Origin of the sequence: Bifidobacterium biavatii DSM 23969, from assembly GCF_000741165.1 — a bacterium.
In the GTDB taxonomy this organism is placed as follows: domain Bacteria; phylum Actinomycetota; class Actinomycetes; order Actinomycetales; family Bifidobacteriaceae; genus Bifidobacterium; species Bifidobacterium biavatii.
The window spans coordinates 23,654-44,571 of the sequence record NZ_JGYN01000008.1 but is presented as its reverse complement, the minus strand read 5'-3'; the positions used below and the strand labels follow the sequence as shown (position 1 = coordinate 44,571).

At 62.0% G+C, this 20,918-nt stretch carries 20 protein-coding genes; 12 read left to right on the top strand and 8 right to left on the bottom strand.

What is annotated here, in order from left to right; all coding sequences use genetic code 11:
- Positions 1–34 precede the first annotated feature (34 nt).
- From rpe to BBIA_RS03875, 11 genes are all read left to right on the top strand, one after another.
- Positions 35–700 carry a ribulose-phosphate 3-epimerase gene (gene rpe, locus BBIA_RS03925; protein ID WP_033493671.1) on the top strand — a complete coding sequence of 222 codons (666 nt, stop codon included), beginning with the start codon at positions 35–37 and terminating at the stop codon, positions 698–700.
- 33 nt (positions 701–733) lie between these two features.
- Entirely contained in the window at positions 734–997 is a 264-nt protein-coding gene (locus BBIA_RS03920; RefSeq protein WP_033493673.1) for a phosphoribosyl-ATP diphosphatase, read from the top strand.
- Between the two features lie 74 nt (positions 998–1,071).
- Positions 1,072–1,923, top strand: coding sequence for an ATP phosphoribosyltransferase (gene hisG, locus BBIA_RS03915; protein ID WP_033493675.1), 852 nt, complete (start codon positions 1,072–1,074; stop codon positions 1,921–1,923).
- Positions 1,924–1,936: 13 nt separating this feature from the next.
- Complete coding sequence (locus BBIA_RS03910) at positions 1,937–2,545, top strand: CDP-alcohol phosphatidyltransferase family protein (protein ID WP_033493678.1); 609 nt, start codon at positions 1,937–1,939, stop codon at positions 2,543–2,545.
- Positions 2,546–2,610: 65 nt separating this feature from the next.
- Positions 2,611–3,573, top strand: a complete 963-nt coding sequence (locus BBIA_RS03905; protein WP_033493801.1) for a DUF881 domain-containing protein — start codon at positions 2,611–2,613, stop codon at positions 3,571–3,573.
- Position 3,574: 1 nt separating this feature from the next.
- The gene (locus tag BBIA_RS03900; RefSeq protein ID WP_033493680.1) at positions 3,575–3,907 is read left to right on the top strand and encodes a small basic family protein; all 333 of its coding nucleotides are present in this window, start codon (positions 3,575–3,577) and stop codon (positions 3,905–3,907) included.
- 4 nt (positions 3,908–3,911) lie between these two features.
- On the top strand, positions 3,912–4,733 hold the full coding sequence (locus tag BBIA_RS03895; protein ID WP_033493685.1) for a DUF881 domain-containing protein: 822 nt from the start codon (positions 3,912–3,914) through the stop codon (positions 4,731–4,733).
- Positions 4,734–4,871: 138 nt separating this feature from the next.
- A complete protein-coding gene (locus BBIA_RS03890) occupies positions 4,872–5,309 on the top strand; it encodes an FHA domain-containing protein (RefSeq protein ID WP_033493688.1) in 438 nt (145 codons plus the stop codon).
- A 76-nt stretch (positions 5,310–5,385) separates the two neighbouring features.
- Positions 5,386–6,066, top strand: coding sequence for a MerR family transcriptional regulator (locus BBIA_RS03885; protein WP_238548428.1), 681 nt, complete (start codon positions 5,386–5,388; stop codon positions 6,064–6,066).
- A 129-nt stretch (positions 6,067–6,195) separates the two neighbouring features.
- Positions 6,196–6,570, top strand: a complete 375-nt coding sequence (locus tag BBIA_RS03880) for a hypothetical protein (RefSeq protein WP_033493690.1) — start codon at positions 6,196–6,198, stop codon at positions 6,568–6,570.
- Positions 6,571–6,850: 280 nt separating this feature from the next.
- Positions 6,851–7,969, top strand: coding sequence for a hypothetical protein (locus BBIA_RS03875; protein ID WP_033493691.1), 1,119 nt, complete (start codon positions 6,851–6,853; stop codon positions 7,967–7,969).
- A 103-nt stretch (positions 7,970–8,072) separates the two neighbouring features.
- Here the strand turns inward: BBIA_RS03875 and BBIA_RS03870 are convergent, their stop codons facing one another.
- From BBIA_RS03870 to BBIA_RS03835, 8 genes are all read right to left on the bottom strand, one after another.
- Positions 8,073–8,327: a hypothetical protein gene (locus tag BBIA_RS03870; RefSeq protein ID WP_033493693.1), complete on the bottom strand. Its 255-nt coding sequence runs from the start codon at positions 8,325–8,327 to the stop codon at positions 8,073–8,075.
- Between the two features lie 180 nt (positions 8,328–8,507).
- Positions 8,508–9,221, bottom strand: a complete 714-nt coding sequence (locus BBIA_RS03865; RefSeq protein WP_033493695.1) for an HAD hydrolase-like protein — start codon at positions 9,219–9,221, stop codon at positions 8,508–8,510.
- 143 nt (positions 9,222–9,364) lie between these two features.
- Positions 9,365–9,712 carry an RNA polymerase-binding protein RbpA gene (locus tag BBIA_RS03860; protein WP_033493697.1) on the bottom strand — a complete coding sequence of 116 codons (348 nt, stop codon included), beginning with the start codon at positions 9,710–9,712 and terminating at the stop codon, positions 9,365–9,367.
- Between the two features lie 131 nt (positions 9,713–9,843).
- On the bottom strand, positions 9,844–12,438 hold the full coding sequence (locus BBIA_RS03855) for a DEAD/DEAH box helicase (RefSeq protein WP_033493699.1): 2,595 nt from the start codon (positions 12,436–12,438) through the stop codon (positions 9,844–9,846).
- Between the two features lie 63 nt (positions 12,439–12,501).
- Positions 12,502–12,813, bottom strand: a complete 312-nt coding sequence (locus BBIA_RS03850) for a hypothetical protein (RefSeq protein ID WP_033493701.1) — start codon at positions 12,811–12,813, stop codon at positions 12,502–12,504.
- A gap of 66 nt (positions 12,814–12,879) precedes the next feature.
- The gene (locus BBIA_RS03845; protein ID WP_033493703.1) at positions 12,880–14,808 is read right to left on the bottom strand and encodes a helix-turn-helix transcriptional regulator; all 1,929 of its coding nucleotides are present in this window, start codon (positions 14,806–14,808) and stop codon (positions 12,880–12,882) included.
- Between the two features lie 210 nt (positions 14,809–15,018).
- Positions 15,019–16,446 carry a UTP--glucose-1-phosphate uridylyltransferase gene (locus tag BBIA_RS03840; RefSeq protein WP_033493705.1) on the bottom strand — a complete coding sequence of 476 codons (1,428 nt, stop codon included), beginning with the start codon at positions 16,444–16,446 and terminating at the stop codon, positions 15,019–15,021.
- 186 nt (positions 16,447–16,632) lie between these two features.
- Complete coding sequence (locus BBIA_RS03835) at positions 16,633–19,752, bottom strand: bifunctional [glutamine synthetase] adenylyltransferase/[glutamine synthetase]-adenylyl-L-tyrosine phosphorylase (RefSeq protein ID WP_033493707.1); 3,120 nt, start codon at positions 19,750–19,752, stop codon at positions 16,633–16,635.
- 73 nt (positions 19,753–19,825) lie between these two features.
- Between BBIA_RS03835 and BBIA_RS03830 the strand changes: the two genes are divergently transcribed.
- Positions 19,826–20,908, top strand: coding sequence for a LacI family DNA-binding transcriptional regulator (locus BBIA_RS03830; RefSeq protein WP_033493708.1), 1,083 nt, complete (start codon positions 19,826–19,828; stop codon positions 20,906–20,908).
- Positions 20,909–20,918: the final 10 nt, after the last annotated feature.

Genomic DNA, 20,918 nt, shown 5'->3' with positions numbered 1-20,918 from the left:
CCGCTCGTCGCTCAGACTCCATAGAATGACAACCATGACTATTCAAATCGCACCCAGCATCCTGTCCGCCGACTTCTGCAACCTCGAGCGCGACCTCAAGGCCATCTCCAACGCCGATCTCGTTCACGTCGATGTGATGGATCACCATTTCGTGCCGAACCTGACCTTGGGTGAGCCGATCGTCGGCCGCATCTGCCAGGTCACCGACCTGCCGGTCGACGTGCACCTCATGATCGAGGACCCGGATCGTTGGGCCCCCGAATACGCCAAGCTCGGCGCCGCCTCCGTTTCCTTCCACATGGGCGCCACCCACGCGCCGGTGCGTCTGGCCCGCCAGCTGCGCGACATGGGCTGCAAGGCCTGCTTCGCCGTGCGCCCGGCCGAGCCGGTCGAACCGATCTTCGACATCCTCGACGAGTTCGACATGATTCTCGTTATGACCGTCGAGCCTGGCTTCGGCGGCCAGAAGTTCCTCGACAACCAGATGGCCAAGGTCCGCCGCCTGCGCGACGAGATCACGCGTCGTGGCCTCGCGACCAAGATCCAGGTCGATGGCGGCGTGAGCCCGAAGACCGCCCACATCGTGGCCGAGGCGGGCGCCGACGTGCTCGTGGCGGGCTCCGCCGTGTACGGCGCTGAAAGCCCGGCCCAGGCTATCGACGACATCCGTGCTAAGGCCGAGGCCGCGTTCCGCGCCTGACCCTCATATACAAGAAAGCGACACGTATCACATATGAAGACTTTTGAATCGCTGTTCGCCGAGCTGAGCGAGAAGGCTGCCACCAAGCCGGCCGGATCCTTGACCGTAGACGAACTGGCCAAGGGCACCCACTTCATCGGCAAGAAAATCGTCGAGGAGGCCGGCGAAACGTGGATCGCCGCCGAATATGAAGGCGCCGACCGCACCGCCGAGGAGATGAGTCAGCTCATCTACCATCTGCAGGTCATGATGATCGACCGCGGCATCACGCTCGAGGACGTCTACAAGCACCTGTGATCATTGTTCGCCCGGCCGCGCCGACGCGCACGACACGTCGTCACGCGGCCGGGCATTCGATAAGGGAGGAAACGATGTTACGTATCGCCGTGCCCAACAAGGGCATGCTGTCTGAACCGGCATGGAACATGCTGGCGGAGGCAGGCTATCGCCTGCGCTCCAATCCGCGCCAGCTCGTCGTCGAAGATCCGGACAACGGCATCGAGCTGTTCTATCTGCGTCCGCTCGACATCGCCGTGTATGTGGGCCGAGGCACCATCGACGTCGGCATCACCGGCCACGATCTGCTGCTCAACTCGGGCACGGAGGCGAAGGAACACATGCAGCTCGGCTTTGGCGCGTCCACGTTCCGCTTCGCAGCTCCCAACGAATCCCCGATCAGCTCGCTCGAGGACATTCAGGGCAAGCGCGTCGCGACCTCCTTCGACAAGCTTGTGCATGACTATCTGGTCGCGCACGGCATCGAAGCGGAGACGATCCACCTCGATGGTGCCGTCGAATCGTCCGTGCAGCTCGGCGTGGCCGATCTGATCGCCGACGTGGTGTCTACCGGTACCACGCTGCGCAACGCCGGTCTGCGCATTTTCGCCGACCCGATCCTGCACTCGGAGGCGGTGCTGATCCGCTCTCCGCGTCTCGACGAGCAGGACGAGCGTCTCATCAAGTTCTCCCGCCGCCTGCAGGGCGTGCTCACCGCGCAGCGCTACGTGCTCATGGACTACGACATCCCGGTGTCCAAGGTGGCCGCCGCAGTAGCCGTCACGCCGGGTTTCGAAAGCCCGACGATTTCCCCGCTGCACGACAAGCAGTGGAACGCGGTGCGCGTCATGGTGCCCAAGGCGAAGGTCAACCAGCTTATGGACCAGTTGTACGAGGTCGGCGCGCGTGGCATCATCGTCACCGCGCTGCAGGCTTCGAGAATGTAGCGTCACCAGTCGCATGAAGTTCAAGCTCAACGAGAAATTCAGGAAAAAATACAGTCCGGAGGCGCGTGACATCTATTTCACCGTCCCGAATCTGATCAGCCTGCTCAGGATCATTTCGATTCCGATCATCGCCGTGCTGGTGTCCCGGCACCAGATGATTGAGGCGCTTGCTGTGCTCGCCGTCTCCTCCGTGTCCGACGGAGTGGACGGCGTACTCGCGCGTCTACTCAACCAAGTCAGCAAAGTAGGGCAGATCCTCGATCCGATCGCGGACAGGCTGTTGATCTTCTGCAGCATCCTCGCCCTTGGTGTGGCCGGCATCATCCCGTGGTGGATGCTCATCATCGTCGGACTGCGCGACCTGCTCATGGGGCTTGAGGTGCTGGCTCTGGCTCAATATGACTATGGGCCGCTGCCGGTGAATTTCGTCGGCAAGTCGGGTACCGCCATGCTCATGATCTCCATCACCGCATTGATCTTCTGCGACATCTGGAACAATCCTCTGGTCGATCTGCTGCATCTGGCCGCATTGGCCGCCGGCATCTGGGGCGTCGGCCTGTACTGGCTTGCCGGAGGCATCTACTTGCGGCAGGGCATCCGACTCATCCGCGAGGCGCGATGAGCGGCATAGGCGGCATCGACGGCGTGGCCGGCATCAGCGACGGGACGGACGGCACGGCATTCGCAATGACAGTGGCCCCGTCGTTCCCGGTCTCGCCTGAATCGGCGACGGTGCGGCGCCGGGCTGCGTTTTCCTCGTCGTTCGCTGGTCTCGAATCCCATCATGCGTCGCTTGCTGCGGCCAGCGGACACGCATCGCGGCGCCGACGTAAATCCAACGATGATTCGCTGAGATTGATCGACGACCTGACCAATCGTCCGATGGACCCGTTGTTTTCCGATTCCCGTCTTGCGCAGCGTCGCGTATCCGCATGGGAGCGTTGGACGACGCGCATCATCGTGTTCATCATCTGCATCGCCGTGGGACTGTACGGCAGCGCGTTTGTGCAGCAGCTGCACACCGATCCGCGCAAGACGGTGCGTCAGAACTGGGCCAGCGAACTCGAGTCGATCAACGCGCAGTTCGACAAGCTGACGGCCGAAGTCGGTAGCCTGCAGGCGCAGGTGACCGACCAGTCAAACAAGCTCGGCGACGTCGCCCGCAGCGACACGCTGACGCAGGAGGAAATGATGAACGGCGCGGTGCCGGTCACGGGGGAGGGCATCACGCTGACCCTCGCCAATCCGATTGCGGCGGACGGCAACGACGACGGCACGTATCATCGCGACAACACCAGCAGTCAGGTCCGGGTGGTCACCGACGCCGATCTGCAGATGCTGGTTTCGCTGCTCTGGCAGTCAGGGGCGGAAGCGATATCGGTCAACGGATATCGGCTGGGCGTGCAAACGTCGATCCGCACCGCCGGCCAGACGATCATGATCGGCGTCAACCCGGTGCAAAGCCCCTATGCGATCGAGGCGATCGGAAACCGGGAAAAACTGGCCGACGTGGTGAGCGCCAAACAGCAACCCGGATTGTACGAGTCGTTCGCGGCGGCAGGCATCTATCCTCAGGTGTCGAAATCGAAATCTATTACACTGGAGGCGGCGGCAAGCGGCAACCTGTCATACGCAAGAAAGGACGAGTAGCATGGCGGCGGTTTTGGGATTGATCATCGGCGTGGTCGTCGGTCTGTTCGTCAAGCCGGCCATTCCTGTCATGCTGCAGCCGTACCTGCCGATCATGGTGGTCGCCGCGCTTGACGCGTTGCTGGGAGCTGCCCGAGCCTACTTCGAACGCAGCTTCTCCGACAAGGTGTTCGTGATTTCGTTCTTCTCCAACGTCATCACCGCAACGCTGCTTGTATTCCTCGGCAACCAGTTGGGCGTCGGATCCCAGCTACAGACGGCCGTGATCGTCGTGCTCGGCATCCGCATCTTCTCGAACGTGTCGGCCATTCGCCGCTTCATCTTCAAGGGGTGAGCCCATGGCCCGTCGCAGACAGCCACAGGATGTGCTCACCAAAATGCACATCCAGCACGTGCAGGACAAGGCCAACGATTCCACCGACACCGGTTCGTTCCCCGTCGTGCGCCGCCGCAGCCGCAAACGTTCTCTCAACGCGAACGCGACCCGCATGAGACTGCTCACCAGCGCGCTGATCACGGTGATGTGCGCCCTGCTCGCCTTCGGCTATATGGTGCAGATCAACACGAAATCGAACTACGAAACGATGAGCGAGGACGAGCTCGTCAGCCTTATCAGCCAGACAAGCACGCAGGTGCAGAATCTGGAACAGCGCAAAAGCGAACTGACAAGCCAGCTCGACTCGCTGCAGGCCACCGCGGACAAGCAGGCGGCGGCCGAAAAGATCGCCAAGCAGAACGAGGAAACGAACGGCATCCTTTCGGGCCGTCTTCCGGCCAAGGGTCAGGGCGTGGTCATTCGCATCACGCGTGGCACCAAAACAGACGTCGACGCCTCCACCATGTTCACGCTGCTCGAAGAGCTGCGCAACGCCGGCGCCGAGGTGATCGCCGTCAATTCGGTGCGCGTGATCACCAGCACGTACATCAGCGACACGGACAGCGGCCTGGTATGTGACGGCGTCGTGCTGAGCACGCCGTACATCATCAAGGCGATCGGGGATCCGCAGGCGCTGGCGAATGCGGTGAACATTGCCGGCGGCGTGGGGTCTCGTCTGAAAGTCAAGTTCGGAGCCAACGTCACCGTCACCACCGAGAACGAGGTGCGCATCACCGAGGTGCGCGAAACACAGCAGTACCAGTACGCGCAGACCGTGGAATGACGGCATCCGACCCGGCGACGTCGTGTGGTGCCCCGGCAACGTCCGCGTGTGCTGCGTCAAAACCCGAAACGGCGATATTCCGCCACTCTTCATGGATATCCCACCATTGCCGCCATCGGTGATGTAAAATGTGTGACTATGACTGATCCGATTCCAAGCGCGGGCGAAACGACCATCATCGGCCTGCCTGCCATTACCATTCCGATTACCACCACTGGGGACCGTCCGCTGACGCAGGAGGATCTCGACACGATCGCGCGCCTGTCTGAAGGCACGGCGCTGCTGATCTCGACCAGGGGAGCGGTGTCCGGTTCCCGCTATCTGCTCGACGAGGACGAGATCACCGTGGGCCGTGATCCGCGGGCGGACATTCTGCTCGACGATTCGACGGTGTCTCGTTCCCACGCCGTGTTCCGTCGTGTCGGCAACGTGTTCCAGGTCATCGACGCCGGCAGCCTGAACGGCACGTACGTGAACCGACAGCGCGTGGACAGCGCGACGCTGCGCAACGGCGACGAGATCATGATCGGCAAGTTCCGTCTCGTATTCTTCACCAAGTCCGCGGTCATCTCCTGACCGTGGTTTTTGCGTTCCGCGCACGCCGTCGCGGGAACAGGCGGGCGCGGACGAATCGTTCGACATTGGGGGAGCGATGACCGCTGACATGCTGACGACGGATGCGCGTCTGCGCGTCGTCTCCGGCTACGATTCGCAGGCCGGGGACGATGCCGCGAGCGGCGTTGACGTGGCGGTGCAGGGGGAACTGTTCCCGGCCGACGATTCCCAGAACGTCAAGCGCGGATATCGTGGAACCGTGGCGTCGAAAGTCGCAGGCATCACGTACCGGCAACTGGACTATTGGGCCCGCAAGCAGATCGTCGAACCGTCGATCACCCCATCGCACGGTTCGGGATCGCGACGCCTGTATTCGTTCAAGGACGTGGTGATTCTCGCTGTGTCCAAAAAACTGCTGGATGCCGGCGTGAACCTGCAGAACGTGACCACGGCGATCGGCTTTCTGTCGCAGCGCAGCGTGGCCCGTTTGGAAAATGTCACCATCATGTGCGACGGGCAGAACGTGCATGAATGCACGACCAGCGAGCAGATGCTCGATCTGCTGCAAAGCGGCAAGGCGGTGTTCGCGATTTCCGTGGGTTCGCTGTGGCATCAGATCGATGCCGCGCTCGAACACGAGGATTATGTCGATCTGGAGTCCATGCCTCCGGTGTCGACCACTGCGGTGCGCCCCATCGACGAATTAACCGCGTTGCGCATGCGCAAGAAAATAGCCTTGCAACGCGCCCAGCGGGCCGCGCAGAGCATGGATGCGTGAAGTCCTGTCTTGCGTGCTCCTTTTGCACGTGTTTTTTGCTGCCCGTGGCACAGGATTCGTCGCGACATGGTGCGCTAAGGATGTCGGCGCAAACGGCTGGTATGTGTGAGAAAAGGGAGGCCGACCACCATGACCGATGCGGTGCCCATGCTGTTGTGGCTGTTTTCGTTGGCTTGGTCCGGGGGAGTCTGTCTGATTACGGTGATTCGAGGGCGTTTCCTGTCCGGCGAACGGCATCCCGATGTCGAACCTGTCAGCTGGAATGTCGTCTACGCGCAGGTTGCGTCCGTGGTGCTTTGCGCGGTGCCGTTCATGGCGTTCATGCTCATGCAGCATGATATCGGTGACGGCATGCGTGATTTTTACGAGCGGTATCTGATCGTCGGTGCCGGCATCGGCATTGCGATGGTCGTGCTGGAATGGTCACTGATGTTCGCGCAGGCCAAACGCGCCGAGCGTGCGCAGATGGATCGCGTGTTGCGCGGCGGCATCGGACGCAAGTAGAGACGATAGGGGCTGTTGCAAGCAGGATGAAGTATTGCCCATTCATCTTTTCTGACATAACGTACATTATCGGCTTATTATGCATGCAGATGGATTTGACGATGCATGTGATATACGCGACGGCATATATGATACGCGGCATTTGCTTCGCGGATAAGACGAATGCGTTGTTCTTCCAACCGTTGTCATCGACATGCACATTCCAAGATTGTCCGGTTGTATTTGGTGAATAGAATTGACGACGGGAAACCTGTTGGGGTTTCCGGAAGGGACGGCGATCATGCCGGTTGAAACGAATACCGCCGTGAGCATTGTCGAAGATGTGAAGAACGTTCCGGACATGCAGCCGGCCGAGCCGGATCTGCCTGATTTTTACGGCGGCGACGGTCCGACGTCGTGCATGTGGGAGGACGGCTGGTGCGATGAGCTCGCCGATCATTACGTGCTTGACTATTGCGACTACGAGGATTGCAGGGACGATCATTCCACGAAGTACTGTCTACGACATTACATTTTGCGTTTGGGTCTTGTACTCGATCATCTGAAGGAATGCCCGGGCATGCGCGATGCAACGTCGCCCGATGAGATTCGGCACTGCGCGCTTGAGCATATCGCCGGTTTCGGCTCGTTCGAGTTGAACGATGATCGTCCATCCGTTCAGCCGGTTGCGCAGGACAACACCCCGTTGTCGGTGGACGAGCTGAACGCGAGCATCGAACGCATCAGCGAGCAGACTGCAATGAGCGCCGGCGACTGGAAGGAACTGAAGGTTGGCAATGTGCTCGACCGGTCGACGATCGAGTCGTGGTTGAGCACGTTGGAACTCAACCATTTGGATTTCCGCGTCGAATGGTTCGGCGAGGGCGGCGATGACATCGCGCAGCCGGTCGTCCATCGGTATGACGAACGCATGGAACAGCCCGACGACTGGTCTCTCCCCCATTTAGACGACGCCTGGACGTTCGATGACATGAACCGGTCATTCGACGCCGGCGACTTCACGCCCATGGTGAATGCGACGTTTGATCCCGACGACGGGCATGTGACCCGCTCGTATGCCAGCGATGTTCTGGTGCCCGACTGGGCTGGCCGGCACCACCAGATCACTGCGGATCCCCGGAAGGCGCTTGAATGGGTGATCGGCATCCGTGAAACCAGAACCGACAGTCTCATTCCGATCTACCCGGGTACGTGGATTCGTTGGCGGGCGGAATACGACGGCGATTTCAATCAGCTTGACGTGCAGAACTGGAACGTGTACCGCAGACGTATCGCCCCGTATCTCGAATACTGGGATGCCAGCAAGCCGTTGAATATGGTCAAAGCCAAGGCGAAGGCTCATGAGCTGGAGTCCGCATTGAATCGGATCATCCGGGACGGCGTCAAGCCGGGCAACTGATCAATGCAGTCACCGCACTAGGAGATACAACCAGTGGTCATGACGACGGAGCGGTCCGCTCGCCGCCATGACCACCGTCTCCCCCGGTTGTTGTCCGGCGCTGTCATCGGCTTGCCCATGCGATGGCCCAATCCTGTGCGTCCGCCAGATCGGGAGACGCGTGGTGCATGACGATATTGGTCCCCACGCGTTCGCCTTCCGCATCTTCCGGCACTCGATCAATGGGCATGATGATGGTGGCGATGAATGGCAGGCCCGGCGCGATGCGCACGATGCGCGCCTCCACGCCCTCGGGCATGCCGATCAGGCGTTCGGTGTGATCGAACGGATTGTTGTTGTCTTCGATAAAGCTGATCATCGTCGCTCCTTTCGTCTGATTCGATGCTCTGCGATGCAAAGAAAAGCCATCTTACCGGAATGTGCGACAAACAGCGTCATGCGCGAATCATACGCGCACACCATACGCACATCCTTGACCGCATGAATCACGGGCCCAAGCAACCGTGTCGAACGAAAAGCGACGATAATCGCCGAACAGTCAGCCGAAGTATGCCTCGACGGCGCCGGACAATTCATCGACCCGGTCGATGATCCGATACACGCCATGGGCTTTAAGCTCGCCGGCCTCCGCATAGCCCCAGCCGCAGCCGAGGCAGTCGAGCCCGCACGCCGCCGCACCGTCGGCGTCGGTCCAACGGTCGCCGACCATGAGAGCCCTGTCCCCCGCCTTCGCGTCGAATCCGATGCGATCGAACGCGTAACGAATCACCTGATCCTTGTCGAGACGTGAACTGTCGCGGCTCGCGCCGTACACGCCGTCAACCATGCCGGTCAGGTGGAAATGATCGCAGATCGGCACGGCCTGATATTCGGGCTTGCAGGTGGCGACGGCAAGATAATAGCCGGCCTCGCGCAACGCGGCAAGCTGCTCGGGGATGCCGTCGTACAGGCGGTTGTAGAAACGGCCCGGAACAAGGTGTCCAGGATTGTTCGGGTCGTCGAACACGTTTTCATCCGCATAGTACTTGCGGTAGATGGCCACAGCCTCGTCGAGCCGATCCGCGGGAACACCGTTGCGGGCCAGTGATTCCTGAATGGCCGGGCCGATGAACCGGTGCAGTTCAGCGTCGTCGGGAACCGGCATGCCCAGTTCCTCGAACGCTTTGATGACGGACGCGATGATGCCGAAATGCGATTGGGTGAGCGTGCCGTCGAGATCAAGCAGTACGACGCGCATAGGATGCTGGGTCATGTCCTCTCCCCTGTCTTGCCAACGTGAACAACGTGGATGGCGAACCAAAAACGATACAAGTATGCCCGATCGATTCGACCGGGCATGAGTTCATGTGTCGTTCAGACTGCGTCATGCAAGACGCAACGTACGCGCGGCGGGGATCACTCGTAGTCGGGGATCCAGCCGTCGCGGTGCATCTGCAGACGCTTGTCAAGCAGGGCCTTCAGCTCCTCTTCGCTGCGACGTTCGAGCAGCATGTCCCAGTGGGTGCGGGTCGGCTTGGCGATCTCGTCAGCCTCCTGATCGTTTTCTCCCTCACGGTGGGCGACGGCACCGCAGCGGCACTCCCATTCGTCCGGGATCTCCGCGCCCTCCGCGAACGGCAGGATTGTACGGTGGCCCTTCGGACAGACGTATGCCACGTCCGATCGTGCCGCAAAGTCCACGTTTTCGTCGGACTCCAGCGACTTCGCGCCAATGCTCATGCCTCTCAGGCTGCGTTCCGCCATTGTTCCTCCTTGGATTCGTATCTTGCTACGTTATCGAACAGTTCGGACGTGCGTTCTATTCCCGTATCCGGCTTCCGCGTCTGCATGTTCGGCAAATCCGTGTTCAGCCGTTCTGCCCGTACCCGCGCAGATCAGTCGACGCCGGAGTATGCGACGACCCCACGGTTGACCAGATCGGCCGCCTCATGTGCGGTGCGGGCCAATGTTTCGCCCTTTTCTCCAAGCATCGGCGCGGCGGTCGCGATCTGCTGCAGCACGTCGGCCAAACGCTTCGCGTTGCGCACGAAGTCGCCGCCAGTCAGTTCCGTGCCACGCAGCACGTCGGCGAGGTCCCTGCCGTCAGCCCAGTCGTACATGACGTCGACGATGCCGAAGTCAAGCTGCGGGGGCGCCTCAAGGCCATCGTCCTCACACTGCATGCGTATGGCGGCCTGGATGCCACGCAATTCCTGCGCGGCCCACGCGACCGGCCCCTGCATACCGCCCGGATATCGGCGGGGCTCTCCCCCGCTGCCGCGACGTGCCTCGTACACCAGCGACGACAGCACCGAGGCTAGGCATTGGGCCGGCAGCATGTCAAGCGTTCCCGCGCAGATCGCCTGAGCGAGCACCAGATCCTGCTCGCTGTACAGCCGCCGCAGCAGCTGACCGTGTTCGGTCAGACGGTAGTCGAGCCTGCCGTCCGCGCCGTCGTGCCGTTCAAGATAGCCGAACCGTTCGAGGATCTCGCAAATATGGTCGAATTGCCGGGCCACGGAGCCGGTGCGCGAATCGTACCGTTCGCGCACGCGTTCAAGTTCGCGCGTCTCGCGCATCCAGCGATGTCCCCATTTGAGGTGCTGCTGAAGGTCCGGGCATCGACGGCACGGATGGTTCTGGTCCTCCTTGCGCAGTTCGGCGATGCGTCGGTCAAGATCGGTGAACGCCCGGGAACGTTCCTGATCGGTGCGGAACCGCGTCTGCTTGAGCTTGCGACGCTCGTTTTTCTCAAGGTCGGCGAGTTTCATGCGGATGCCCATGAGCTCCTTGAAATCGCCGTGATCGCAGGCGAACGCATCTTCGTATCCGGCGATGGCCTGTTCGAGCGTGCCGATCTGCGACTCGAGCTGCCAGGCGGATTCGTTCGCCTCCCACTGCGCGAACGAATGGTCGAGCGTGACGCGCGCGGTCTCATAGTCGCTGGCGTTGAGTAGGTTGACGGCCATGTTGAACGTGGGGCGGAAGCTCGAATGCAGCGGATAGACGCGCTTGCTGGACAGCGCCGCGGCGGTCGCCGGCACGAATCCGCGGTGGTCAACGACGACGGCGTGGCCGATCGTGTCGATACCGCGACGGCCGGCGCGCCCGGTCAGCTGGGTGAATTCGCCCGGCGTGAGCTGCACGTGGCCGGTGCCGTTGAATTTTTCGAGCTTTTCGACAACCACGCACCGGGCTGGCATGTTGATGCCCAAGGCCAGCGTTTCGGTGGCGAACACCACTTTGACCAGACCTTCCTCGAACAGCCGTTCGACGATCTGGCGGAACAGGGCGATCATGCCGGCATGGTGCGAGGCGAAGCCCTCTTCGAGCGCGAAACGGAATTTGGCGAACCCGAGCGCCTTGAGATCCGTGGCCGTGAGCTGTCCGTCGACCATCTCGTCGACGATGCGGCGGATGCGGCGTACCTCGTCTTCGCTGGTCAGCTCGAGTCCGGCGTTGATGCACTGCTCGACGGCCTGGTCGCAGCCGTTGCGGGAGAATATGAAGTAGATGCCGGGCAGCATGTCGAGATAGTTGAGCTCGTCGACGACGGCCCAGCGCTTCGGCGTGTGCCGTTCGGGCTTGCCTCCACGTTCCGGACCACCGGCACGGCCAAACCGTCCATGACCGCCTTTGCCTCCACGTTTCGACGGACGGTCCTCGCCGCGCCTTCTCGCCGCGCGCCGGTCGAGCTGGTCGAGGCGGTTGACGAGTTCCGCATTAAGCTTGGTGGTCTGCCGACCCTGATCATCATGCCGGTACAGGTCGATGAGTTCGGGTTCGGTATGGTCGTCTGCTTGTACGAGCACGTGCTGCTCGAGCGGCACGGGGCGGCGTTCGGAGACGACCAGCGTGGTTTCGCCGCGCACGGAAGTGATCCACTGCGAAAAGTCCTCGACGTTGGACACGGTCGCAGACAGTCCGATGATGCGTACGGACTGCGGCAGGTGGATAATGACCTCTTCCCATACCGGTCCGCGGAAACGGTCTGCCAGATAATGGACTTCGTCGAGGATCACGTAGCTGAGCGCGGTGAGTGTGGTCGAATGCTCGTAAAGCATGTTGCGCAGCACTTCCGTGGTCATGACCACGATGTCGGCTTCGGAGTTGATGGACGTGTCGCCGGTGAGCAGACCGACCTTGTCCGGCCCGTACACGGAGACCAGATCATGGTATTTCTGGTTGCTCAACGCCTTGATGGGCGTGGTGTAGAACGCCTTGACGTTGCGCTCCTGCGCCAGATAGATCGCAAAGTCCGCCACCACGGTTTTTCCCGCGCCGGTGGGAGCCGCCACAAGTACGTTATGGCCGGCTTCCAGCGCGTCGTTCGCCGTGCGTTGGAAATCGTCGATGTCGAAAGGCAACGTGGCGGCGAATCGCGCGGCAGCCGATTTCGCGTGTTCGCGGGACTTGCGGAATGCCACGTACCGCTGCGACGGCGACGAAGCCGCGTTGGAGTGCGAGGCCGATGCGTGACGACGTGGCATGATCAGATCGTTTCCTTTACGTGATGCGGCACTTGCGTATTCGCAACGTGCGGCGGTGTCGTGTTACGAGCGATTCCACCGGGCCCACGTGCGGGCGTGGCGTTCCCGTGTCGCCTGCTGCCGCGTGATGATCTCCGACTGAGCCTGCGCGTACCGGTCGGCGGCGGTTTGCAGCGGTTCGGTGAACACGGGAGCCTGCGGTGCGCGGCTTTGCGGCTGCGCGTCCTGCATTGCCGCAAGACGATCACCGATGCGGGAACCGATTTCTCCGGCGGTTTTCAGCCCACGTATGCCGTGAACGGCCGCATAGACGATGCCTGCCACGATCATGGCCAGCATGAACAACGCCAGCAGCAGCCATATCCACCAAGGCATGGCGTCCCCTTTCCTGTATGCGGATTCGTGCGCATCCCACCGGCGGCGGTCGCGCACGAATAGTCGTCAGTCGCGGTCCGTGTCCTCGTGTTGTCCGACGCTCAGCTCGCGCTGGGCGCGCGCAACGATCATCGTACGCAGCGTTTCGGGTGCGACGGCGCTGATGTGCCGGGCGTGCGCGATGCAGAACGCCACGAACCACGAATCCGAGGATACGGTCAGATGCACTTTCTGCCCCGTGCCGTAAGGTTCGATAGTCGCGCCCGACAGCGTCTTGGTGAAGGCGAGATCCTGCTCGTCGGTGATGAACACCGCGGCGGTGCCGTTGTCGAAGCTCCACTTGCGCAGCTCATTGACCGGCACGTCGGGAATCTCGATCGCATGTTCCGGCTTGACAAGCTCCGCATGTTCGATGCGAGCCAACCGCAGCACCTGCCAGATGCGCGGCTTGCCGGTGGCGCGGTTGATGCGCGTGTCCTTCTGCACAAGATGCTGCTTGTCCTTCGGCGCGACGTCGGCGACGTCAGTCCAGACGGCTGCATAATACACGCCTTCGTCCACAAAGATCTTCGCGGGGGCGACCAAGCGGCGACGCGTGCGTCCCGCACCGTCCGTGTATTCCATGTCCAGCAGGGAGTCGGTGGAAATGGCGCGCTTGACCGCGGAGAAGCTGCGCGGCTCCAGCTCGTAGCCGGTCAGGCTCAGCCACGGCGTCTCGCCCGGCACGACATGCGCATGCAGGCGCTCGTACAGCGAACGCGCCTGATCACGCTGCCCCTGCGGCAGCAACGGTGAATGGGCCAGATAGCTCACCGACGCCGTCAGCAAGCTCAGATACTGCGGCGAAATGCCGGCGAGGCGCTCCAAGCCGAGCGAATTGGTAGCGGAGACGATGCCTTCCGCGTCCAGCAGCGACCAGTCAATGTCGAAGAACTGACTGCCGGCCATTTCGCCGTCGTCGGACACGGTGGTGAGCGTGTTGATGTCCTTGTGGATCACGTTCACGAATTTCTTGAGCTCGTCCTCGCTTTTCGCCTTGCCGATGAAACGTTCGGCCAGCTCGGCAAGCGAGTATTCCTCACCCAGATGGGCCGACAAGAACAGCATGAGGCGCAGGCGGCGGTCTACCTCGCTGCCAGTCTGGAACGATGTGCCTTTCTTCTGATGCGCCTTAGCTGTTTCAGGATCGTCCTCGTCGTCATGGTCGTGGTGGCTGCTGATCGCCGAGGTGACCACTGTCGCACCGTTGTCGCCCGACGATTCGTCGGCCAGTGACAGGTTCACCGCGGCGTCGAGACGACGGTTGAACGCGTCGACCGCCTCCTGTGGGCTGACGATGTATGCGCCGGGATGCTCGAGCACGAACATTGCGAGGTCGTCGGAATCGGTGTAGGCGACGTTGATGTGTTCGCCGTCCACGTCCACGGTGGCGGCGAATCGGCGGGAGTCAATGACTTTGACCAGCGTCTCGGGGATGGTCTGCGTGCCAAGACCGGGAGCGATGGAATCAAGACCGAGTCCCGGAATGGGGGTCTGCGGCACGCGAGGCGTGGTGCGCGAGGCATGCTGCGCCGGCTGCTGCTGGTTGGAGGACGACATGGAAATCGACCGGGCGAGATAGTTTGCCGCGGCCAGCACGGGCAGGTCCTCCTGCGCGAAATGCAGGCGGATGCGCGGTTCGTCGCCGAGCTGGAGACGATACGAGGCGAAATCCTGTCCTTCGGACTTCGAGGAATACTCGGGCTGGCGGGACTCGATAGCGATGCCCATGGCCGCGAGCTTGGCGCGGTCTCGCTGGAACTGCTTTGCGAACGCCGCCTTGGCCGCCTGATCGGCGAGCTCACCGTACGAGTCGGCGTACGCCTTCACGCGCTGAGCGATCTGCCGGGAGGTGAGCCATTGCGGGAATGCGGATGACAATACGGCCAGCACGTCAAGTTCGTGCTTGCCCCATTTGTCGGAAAAACGCCGCCTTCCGTTGGTACCCTCTGCCATTAGTCCTCACGTATCGTTATTGTTTCGTTTATATGTGCGCATCGTATTGAAGCGCCACGTTCTATATTAGAGGCTATTTGTAGCCGGCGTGTTCATTTCGAGAAAAAACGCCGTTCTTTTTTTCCCCGTTCCGCTTGGCGCGAACCGTTCGGGCCGTTCAGCGATGCCTCAAGCGATGCTTCAGCAACGCCGAACGGCCCCGTCCATCTGTCAGACCCAGTCGTCCGGTTCGATGCCCTGAGGTCCGACGTATTCGCCGTTCGGCACGTAGCTGGGTTCGCCCTTGTCTTCAAGCACCGCATCCGAGAACATGATCACGTCGCGTCCGAATGTCCAGTCGCCGTTGATGGTCACCGAGTTTGCCGCGGCCAGCGACGGCACTGAATACGGGAACCGTTCGTCGAAGTCGTTGATGTTCTTATAGTAGCGCGGGTCGAGCTGCACGTTCGGGAAGATGTAGTTGCCGTCCTCCATCTCGTACGAGTCCGTCAAATGGAACCGGTCGGAACGCATGATGAACAGGTCATCGGTGGTCTTGACCGGCAGGAAGCGCATGCGGTCGACCTGCACGCAGATCGCACCCTCGAACAACGAGACCGCGGCTCCCATCGCCGTTTCCAACTGGATCACCGGCGTGGACGACGGGTCGGTCGGATCCACGGTCTTGTGGTTGCGGATCACCGGCAGCGGCAGCACGCCATTGTATTCGGCGAGCTTGGCCTTGAGCGCGTCGATGCGCACCCAGATGCTGTTCGTGTTGAAGTAGGGATGCTTGTCGATGTTCTGCGCGTCCGCCTTGTCGTCCGGGTGTACCTGGCTCATTTCGCGCAGCATGAGACGGCCGGTGGCCTTGTCGCGCACGATATGGCCGCCCTTGCGGTCCGCGTACGTGCGGGTGGCGACCTCGATCATGAACGGCGCGCCGGTGTTCTCGAAATGCTGGGCGAGTGTGCGCGACGGGCGCGCGCCGAGATTATCAGAATTCGAGATGAACAGGTATTCGAATCCCTGGCTTTCCAGCGTGTCAAGCAGGCCGGACTCCCAGATCGTGGAGTACAGGTCGCCGTGCCCCGGCGGGCACCATTCCAGTTCCGGATTGTCCGGGAACGAGACCGGTTCGCCCGTGGCGGCGACGATCTTCGGCTCCTGATGCTGCACGATTTCCATCGGCACGTCGGTCTGGTGGAATTTGCGATTGCGCTTGAGCACCTTCATCGTGTCCTCGGACGTGCGGAAGGAGTTCATGAGCGTCAGTGGCAGGCGCACGCCGAGACGCGTGCGGGCGGTAATGACCTGGCCGAGGATGATGTCGATGAATCGCACCTGCTTGGCCTTGTGTCGGCGCACGGGCAGCAGCGACTTCGCGCATTCGAGGCCCATCGACGTGCCGAGACCGCCGTTGAGTTTCAGGAACGCGGTCTTGGCGAACGCGCCCACAGCCTCGTCGTGGTCGATGGTCTTGTACACGTCGTGGAAGCTAGGCACGTCGGTGAGCGGTTCCACGGACGACTCACGAATCCAGCTGCTGGCCTCCTCGTTGCGCCACACGTCATACAGGTGCCTGAACTGGGCAATGGCGACATCGCTCATGCCGGCGTCGTGCATTTTGTTCGCGGACAGTTCGAACACGTCACTCATCGGAACCAACTTTCCTTATGTTTCCCTATGTGTCTTTCCAGGTCCTGTCTAGCCGCTGGTTGGCGGGGCAGACAACCAGTCTAACCGACTTTCGACTGTTCATGCCCCCTTCGTCGGCGTGTGCCGGGAATAATCGGCATGAACAGTCGGTAAACTCAACGACAATCAGCAGAATCGGCTCATCGGTCAGCGCCCGTAGAACAGTCGATCGGTCACGTCGCGCGCCTTGCGCATGGCCGACAGCAGATCGTTCTCGAAATACTGGCCGCGATGCGCGTCGTAGCCGAGATACACGGCGATGCCGCCGAGCGAGTACATGTCGTCGGGCAGGATATCGGCCTGCGAGACGCGTCCGTTCCACAGATAATTGCCGTTGCGTGCCGCCGTGCACATGCGCCACGCCTTGCGCAGCACGATCGCGTCGGCCGCGCTCACGTACTTCATGCGTTCCAGCTCGTCCAGCGCGTCCATCGTAGAATTCAGTCGCAACGCAGCATGATCCCCAGCGTGTTGCAACTGCAGCAGTTGCACGGTCCATTCCACGTCGGACAAGCCGCCCTTGCCGAGCTTGAGATGGCGTTCGCGACGCACACCGCGCGGTAGGCGCTCGGCCTCCATGCGCGCCTTGAGCTTACGGATTTCGCCGATCTCCGCTTCGCTTAGCTCGGCGACCGGATAACGCAGCGGATCGGCAATCTCGCGCAGAAAATCCTCAGCGAGCACCTTATCGCCGGCCGCATGGCGCGCGCGCAGCAGCGCCTGGTGCTCCCACGTGCTGGCCCACGACGCGTAGTATTCGCGACACGAATCGTAGGAGCGCACGAGCGGGCCGTTTTTGCCTTCCGGCCGCAGATCGAGATCAAGCTCGATTTTTGGTTCGAGCGTGGTGGGACCCTGCAGGATCTGACGCAGCGAGTCGCAGACCTTGCGCGCGAACAGGTTGGCGGCCTGTTCGTCGCCGAACTGCGAGGATGACGGATCGGAGACCGGCCGATAGATGAGGATGACATCGGCGTCCGAGCTGAAATTGACCTCGCGCCCGCCGTAGCGGCCCATCGCGATCACCGTCATGTCGATGGGCGGCGAGGCAAGTCCTTCCTCGTCGCACTGGTGCCGCATGGCCCATGACAACGACGCATCGATGATCGCGTCGTACACGTCGGTCATCCCCTTGAGCGAGTCGGCGTCGTTCATCACGCCGCTCATCCAGGCAAGGCCGATACGTTCGATCTCATGGCGGCGCATGGCGCGCATGGACGTGGCGAAGTCGTTGATGTTCGCCGCGTTGCGGGCCAGGGACGAAGCGCATTGCACGTCGAGGCTTTCACGCGTGCGCGCCTTGAGACGCTCGTCGTCGCCCAGCCAGGTGACGGAGACGACGGACTTGTTGAGCGCGTCGCCGAGGAACCGCGAGTTGGACAGGATATGGCACAAGCGTTGCGCCGCGGACGTCGAGTCGCGCAGGAACCCGAGGTATTCGCTGCCCGATCCGAAATTCTCCTCGAGTTTGCGCCAGTTGAGCAGGCCCATGTCCGGATTCTGCCCCTGACCGAGCCATTGCAGCACGGCGGGCAGCATGATGCGGTTGATTTTCGCCGCTCGCGATACGCCGGAGGTGAGTGCGCTGACATGCCGGATGGCGGCCTGCGGATCCTCGAAGCCGATGGACGCGAAGCGCTCATGTGCTGCCTGCTCGCTCAATTCGACGCCGTCGCCGTCGGCGGAGGCGGCGATGGGCAGCATCGGCCGATAGTAGATGTCCATGTGCAACCGGCGTACTTCGCGACGCGTCTCGTCGTACTTGTTGACGAGTTCTTCGGGATGCATGCCGAACGCACGAGCGAGCCTGCGCAGTTCGGAGTTCTGGTTGAGCGCCTCGTCGCTCACGTTGCGTTTGCGGTCGAGCCCGCCCACGCTTCCCTGCCCAAGGTCGGGAAACAGATGTGTGCGCTTGAGCGACCACATCTGCTGCCGATGCTCCATCACGCGTTCGAAGCGGTAGTCCCAGGAGAGTTTGATGGCCTGCTTGCGAGACACGTATCCGCCGTCGGACAGTCGTTGCAGTGATTCGAGCGTGGATGACGTGCGCAGCGATTCGTCAGCGCGGCCATGCACGAGCTGCAGCATCTGCACGGTGAATTCGACGTCGCGCAGGCCGCCCTTGCCGAGTTTGATTTCGCGGTCCTTGAGCGGCGCGGCGATAAGATCCTCGACGCGTTTGCGCATCTTCTGGCAGTCATAGACGAAGTTGTCGCGCTTGGAGGCGGTCCATACGAACGGTCGGGTCATGTCCATGTATGCTTGGCCGAGCTGCTTGTCGCCCGCGACCGGACGGGCCTTGAGCAGCGCCTGGAACTCCCAGTTTTCGGCCCACTGCTCGTAGTAGCCGCGATGCGAATCGAGCGTGCGCACGAGCGGGCCGTCTTTGCCTTCGGGGCGCAGGCCGCCGTCGATCTGCCACAGGGTCGGCTCAGCGACACCCATGATGACGGACTGGCAAACGCGCTGCAGCATCGTGCCCATTTTGGTCCCGATGCGGGTGAGTGTCTGACGGTCGACGTCATGGTCGGCCGGTTCAACCACGTAGATCAGGTCGACGTCGGACACATAGTTCAATTCACGCGCGCCGAGCTTGCCCATGCCGATGATGGTGAAGCGCACGTGCTCGCTGCCGTCGATCTCGTGCCGGGCGATGGCTAGCGCACCTTCCAGCGCCGCGTCGGCAAGGTCGGACAGTTCCTCGCTGATGCGAGGCTGGAGTGCGATCGGATCGTCCGCGGTGGTGTCCTGCGCGATGATCGCGGCGAGCTGCTTGCGGTACGTGCGGCGCAGCGCAGTGGTCGCCTCGGCGAGGTCCAGTGCGGCTTCGGGCGCGTCCTGCTCGTCGGGATCCGCGCCGACTGCCTCCAGCACGTGGGCGCGCCGTTGATCGTGGTTGAACAGGTGCGAGTTGCAGCCGTCACTGGCGGCCGCCTCTACGAGGTCCATGCGGAATCGCATGAACTTGCCCATCGCGTCGGACACGCCGAGCACCGCCACAAGACGGCCGAACGCCTGCTCGTCCGGCAGGATTTCGGCAAGGTCCCGTCCCTGGCTTTGCAGGGCGTTCACGATGTCGACCAGATTGCCGAGCGCCACATCCGGATCGCACGCCTTGTCGAGCGCCCCCAACAACATGCGCAGGCGCGCGTCGTCGACGCCGTCGGCGGCGAGCCTGTTGAATTGGGCGCGTGCAGCGTCCAGATCCTGCAATCCCGCGTGGATGAGCTCCCGCGCTCCGACGGTGAATTCTCGCGTTTCGTCCATACAGCTAATCTACTACGTTGGGGTAGCATGGCATGGCTATGTGTCCCCGATTCGCAGTCTATGGATGGTTGGTATGAAGCGTAACGTGACTCTCAAGGACGTGGCCGCGCTGGCCGGCGTCTCGTTCAAAACCGTGTCCAACGTGGTCAACCATCGCGACGACCAAATGACCGCGCAGACGCGGGAGCGCGTGCTCAAGGCCATCAATGAGCTTGGATATCAGACGAATCATTCGGCGCGTTCGCTCAAACTGGGCCGCACCGGCGTGATCGGCCTGGCCGTTCCGGGCTTCGCCCAGCCGTTTTTCGGCTATCTGACGGACGAGGCGGCGGTGGCCGCGCAGGAGCATGGTCTGGAGCTCATCGTGAGCGTCTACGAGCATCTCAACAACGGCCTGGACACGTTTGTGCGCAAGGCGCCGCAGCTGGGCGCCGACGGATGGATCATCTTCAACGACCAGCCGCTGCCGCCCACGGCGTCCCTGTTCCATCAGAGCTTTCCGATCGTTGTGTCGGGCAACCGGTCCGTCCACGGACTGCTCGATCTCATGTCGACGCCGAACACGCAGGGCTCACGTCTCGGCACGCAATGGCTGATCGACGGCGGCAACGACATCGTCGCGTTCATCGGTGCGCCGAAGCCACTGTTCGACATCGACGACGAACGGGAACGCGAGCAGGCGGTGCTGGACGCGACCGACGAGTCCGCCATCCTGCATCTCAAGGGCTATATCCAGGCGTTGCACGCACGCGGACGCACGGTCGACTGGCGGTACGTGATGCCGTGCTCGACGATCAGCACGCCTCCGGGCGAACGCGCCGCACACCGTCTGCTCGAACGCTGCCGCGACGCGCGCATCGCCGTGCCGAGCGCGATCATGTGCGCCAACGACGCGGTCGCGTACGGCGTGATTTCAGCCGTGTCGCAGGCCGGCCTGTCCATTCCCGGCGACGTCGAGATCATCGGCTTCGACAATCTGCCCGGCAGCCAGTACGTCGTGCCGCCGCTGAGCACGATCGACCAGCACGTCGACCGGTACGTGTCCAAGGCGATCGACCGTCTGCTCGCGCGCATCGACGGGGATGATTCCGAACCGCGCACGTACATGCTGGATGCGGATCTGATCGAACGCGGCACGACGCGCAGGCACGGCTGACGCTGCGCCA

Bases quoted from the DNA above. Each gene is read 5' to 3' on its own strand.
- rpe (WP_033493671.1), top strand. From the start codon at position 35: ATGACTATTCAAATCGCACCCAGCATCCTGTCCGCCGACTTCTGCAAC.
- BBIA_RS03920 (WP_033493673.1), top strand. From the start codon at position 734: ATGAAGACTTTTGAATCGCTGTTCGCCGAGCTGAGCGAGAAGGCTGCC.
- hisG (WP_033493675.1), top strand. From the start codon at position 1,072: ATGTTACGTATCGCCGTGCCCAACAAGGGCATGCTGTCTGAACCGGCA.
- BBIA_RS03910 (WP_033493678.1), top strand. From the start codon at position 1,937: ATGAAGTTCAAGCTCAACGAGAAATTCAGGAAAAAATACAGTCCGGAG.
- BBIA_RS03905 (WP_033493801.1), top strand. From the start codon at position 2,611: ATGACAGTGGCCCCGTCGTTCCCGGTCTCGCCTGAATCGGCGACGGTG.
- BBIA_RS03900 (WP_033493680.1), top strand. From the start codon at position 3,575: ATGGCGGCGGTTTTGGGATTGATCATCGGCGTGGTCGTCGGTCTGTTC.
- BBIA_RS03895 (WP_033493685.1), top strand. From the start codon at position 3,912: ATGGCCCGTCGCAGACAGCCACAGGATGTGCTCACCAAAATGCACATC.
- BBIA_RS03890 (WP_033493688.1), top strand. From the start codon at position 4,872: ATGACTGATCCGATTCCAAGCGCGGGCGAAACGACCATCATCGGCCTG.
- BBIA_RS03885 (WP_238548428.1), top strand. From the start codon at position 5,386: ATGACCGCTGACATGCTGACGACGGATGCGCGTCTGCGCGTCGTCTCC.
- BBIA_RS03880 (WP_033493690.1), top strand. From the start codon at position 6,196: ATGACCGATGCGGTGCCCATGCTGTTGTGGCTGTTTTCGTTGGCTTGG.
- BBIA_RS03875 (WP_033493691.1), top strand. From the start codon at position 6,851: ATGCCGGTTGAAACGAATACCGCCGTGAGCATTGTCGAAGATGTGAAG.
- BBIA_RS03870 (WP_033493693.1), bottom strand. From the start codon at position 8,327: ATGATCAGCTTTATCGAAGACAACAACAATCCGTTCGATCACACCGAA.
- BBIA_RS03865 (WP_033493695.1), bottom strand. From the start codon at position 9,221: ATGACCCAGCATCCTATGCGCGTCGTACTGCTTGATCTCGACGGCACG.
- BBIA_RS03860 (WP_033493697.1), bottom strand. From the start codon at position 9,712: ATGGCGGAACGCAGCCTGAGAGGCATGAGCATTGGCGCGAAGTCGCTG.
- BBIA_RS03855 (WP_033493699.1), bottom strand. From the start codon at position 12,438: ATGCCACGTCGTCACGCATCGGCCTCGCACTCCAACGCGGCTTCGTCG.
- BBIA_RS03850 (WP_033493701.1), bottom strand. From the start codon at position 12,813: ATGCCTTGGTGGATATGGCTGCTGCTGGCGTTGTTCATGCTGGCCATG.
- BBIA_RS03845 (WP_033493703.1), bottom strand. From the start codon at position 14,808: ATGGCAGAGGGTACCAACGGAAGGCGGCGTTTTTCCGACAAATGGGGC.
- BBIA_RS03840 (WP_033493705.1), bottom strand. From the start codon at position 16,446: ATGAGTGACGTGTTCGAACTGTCCGCGAACAAAATGCACGACGCCGGC.
- BBIA_RS03835 (WP_033493707.1), bottom strand. From the start codon at position 19,752: ATGGACGAAACGCGAGAATTCACCGTCGGAGCGCGGGAGCTCATCCAC.
- BBIA_RS03830 (WP_033493708.1), top strand. From the start codon at position 19,826: ATGAAGCGTAACGTGACTCTCAAGGACGTGGCCGCGCTGGCCGGCGTC.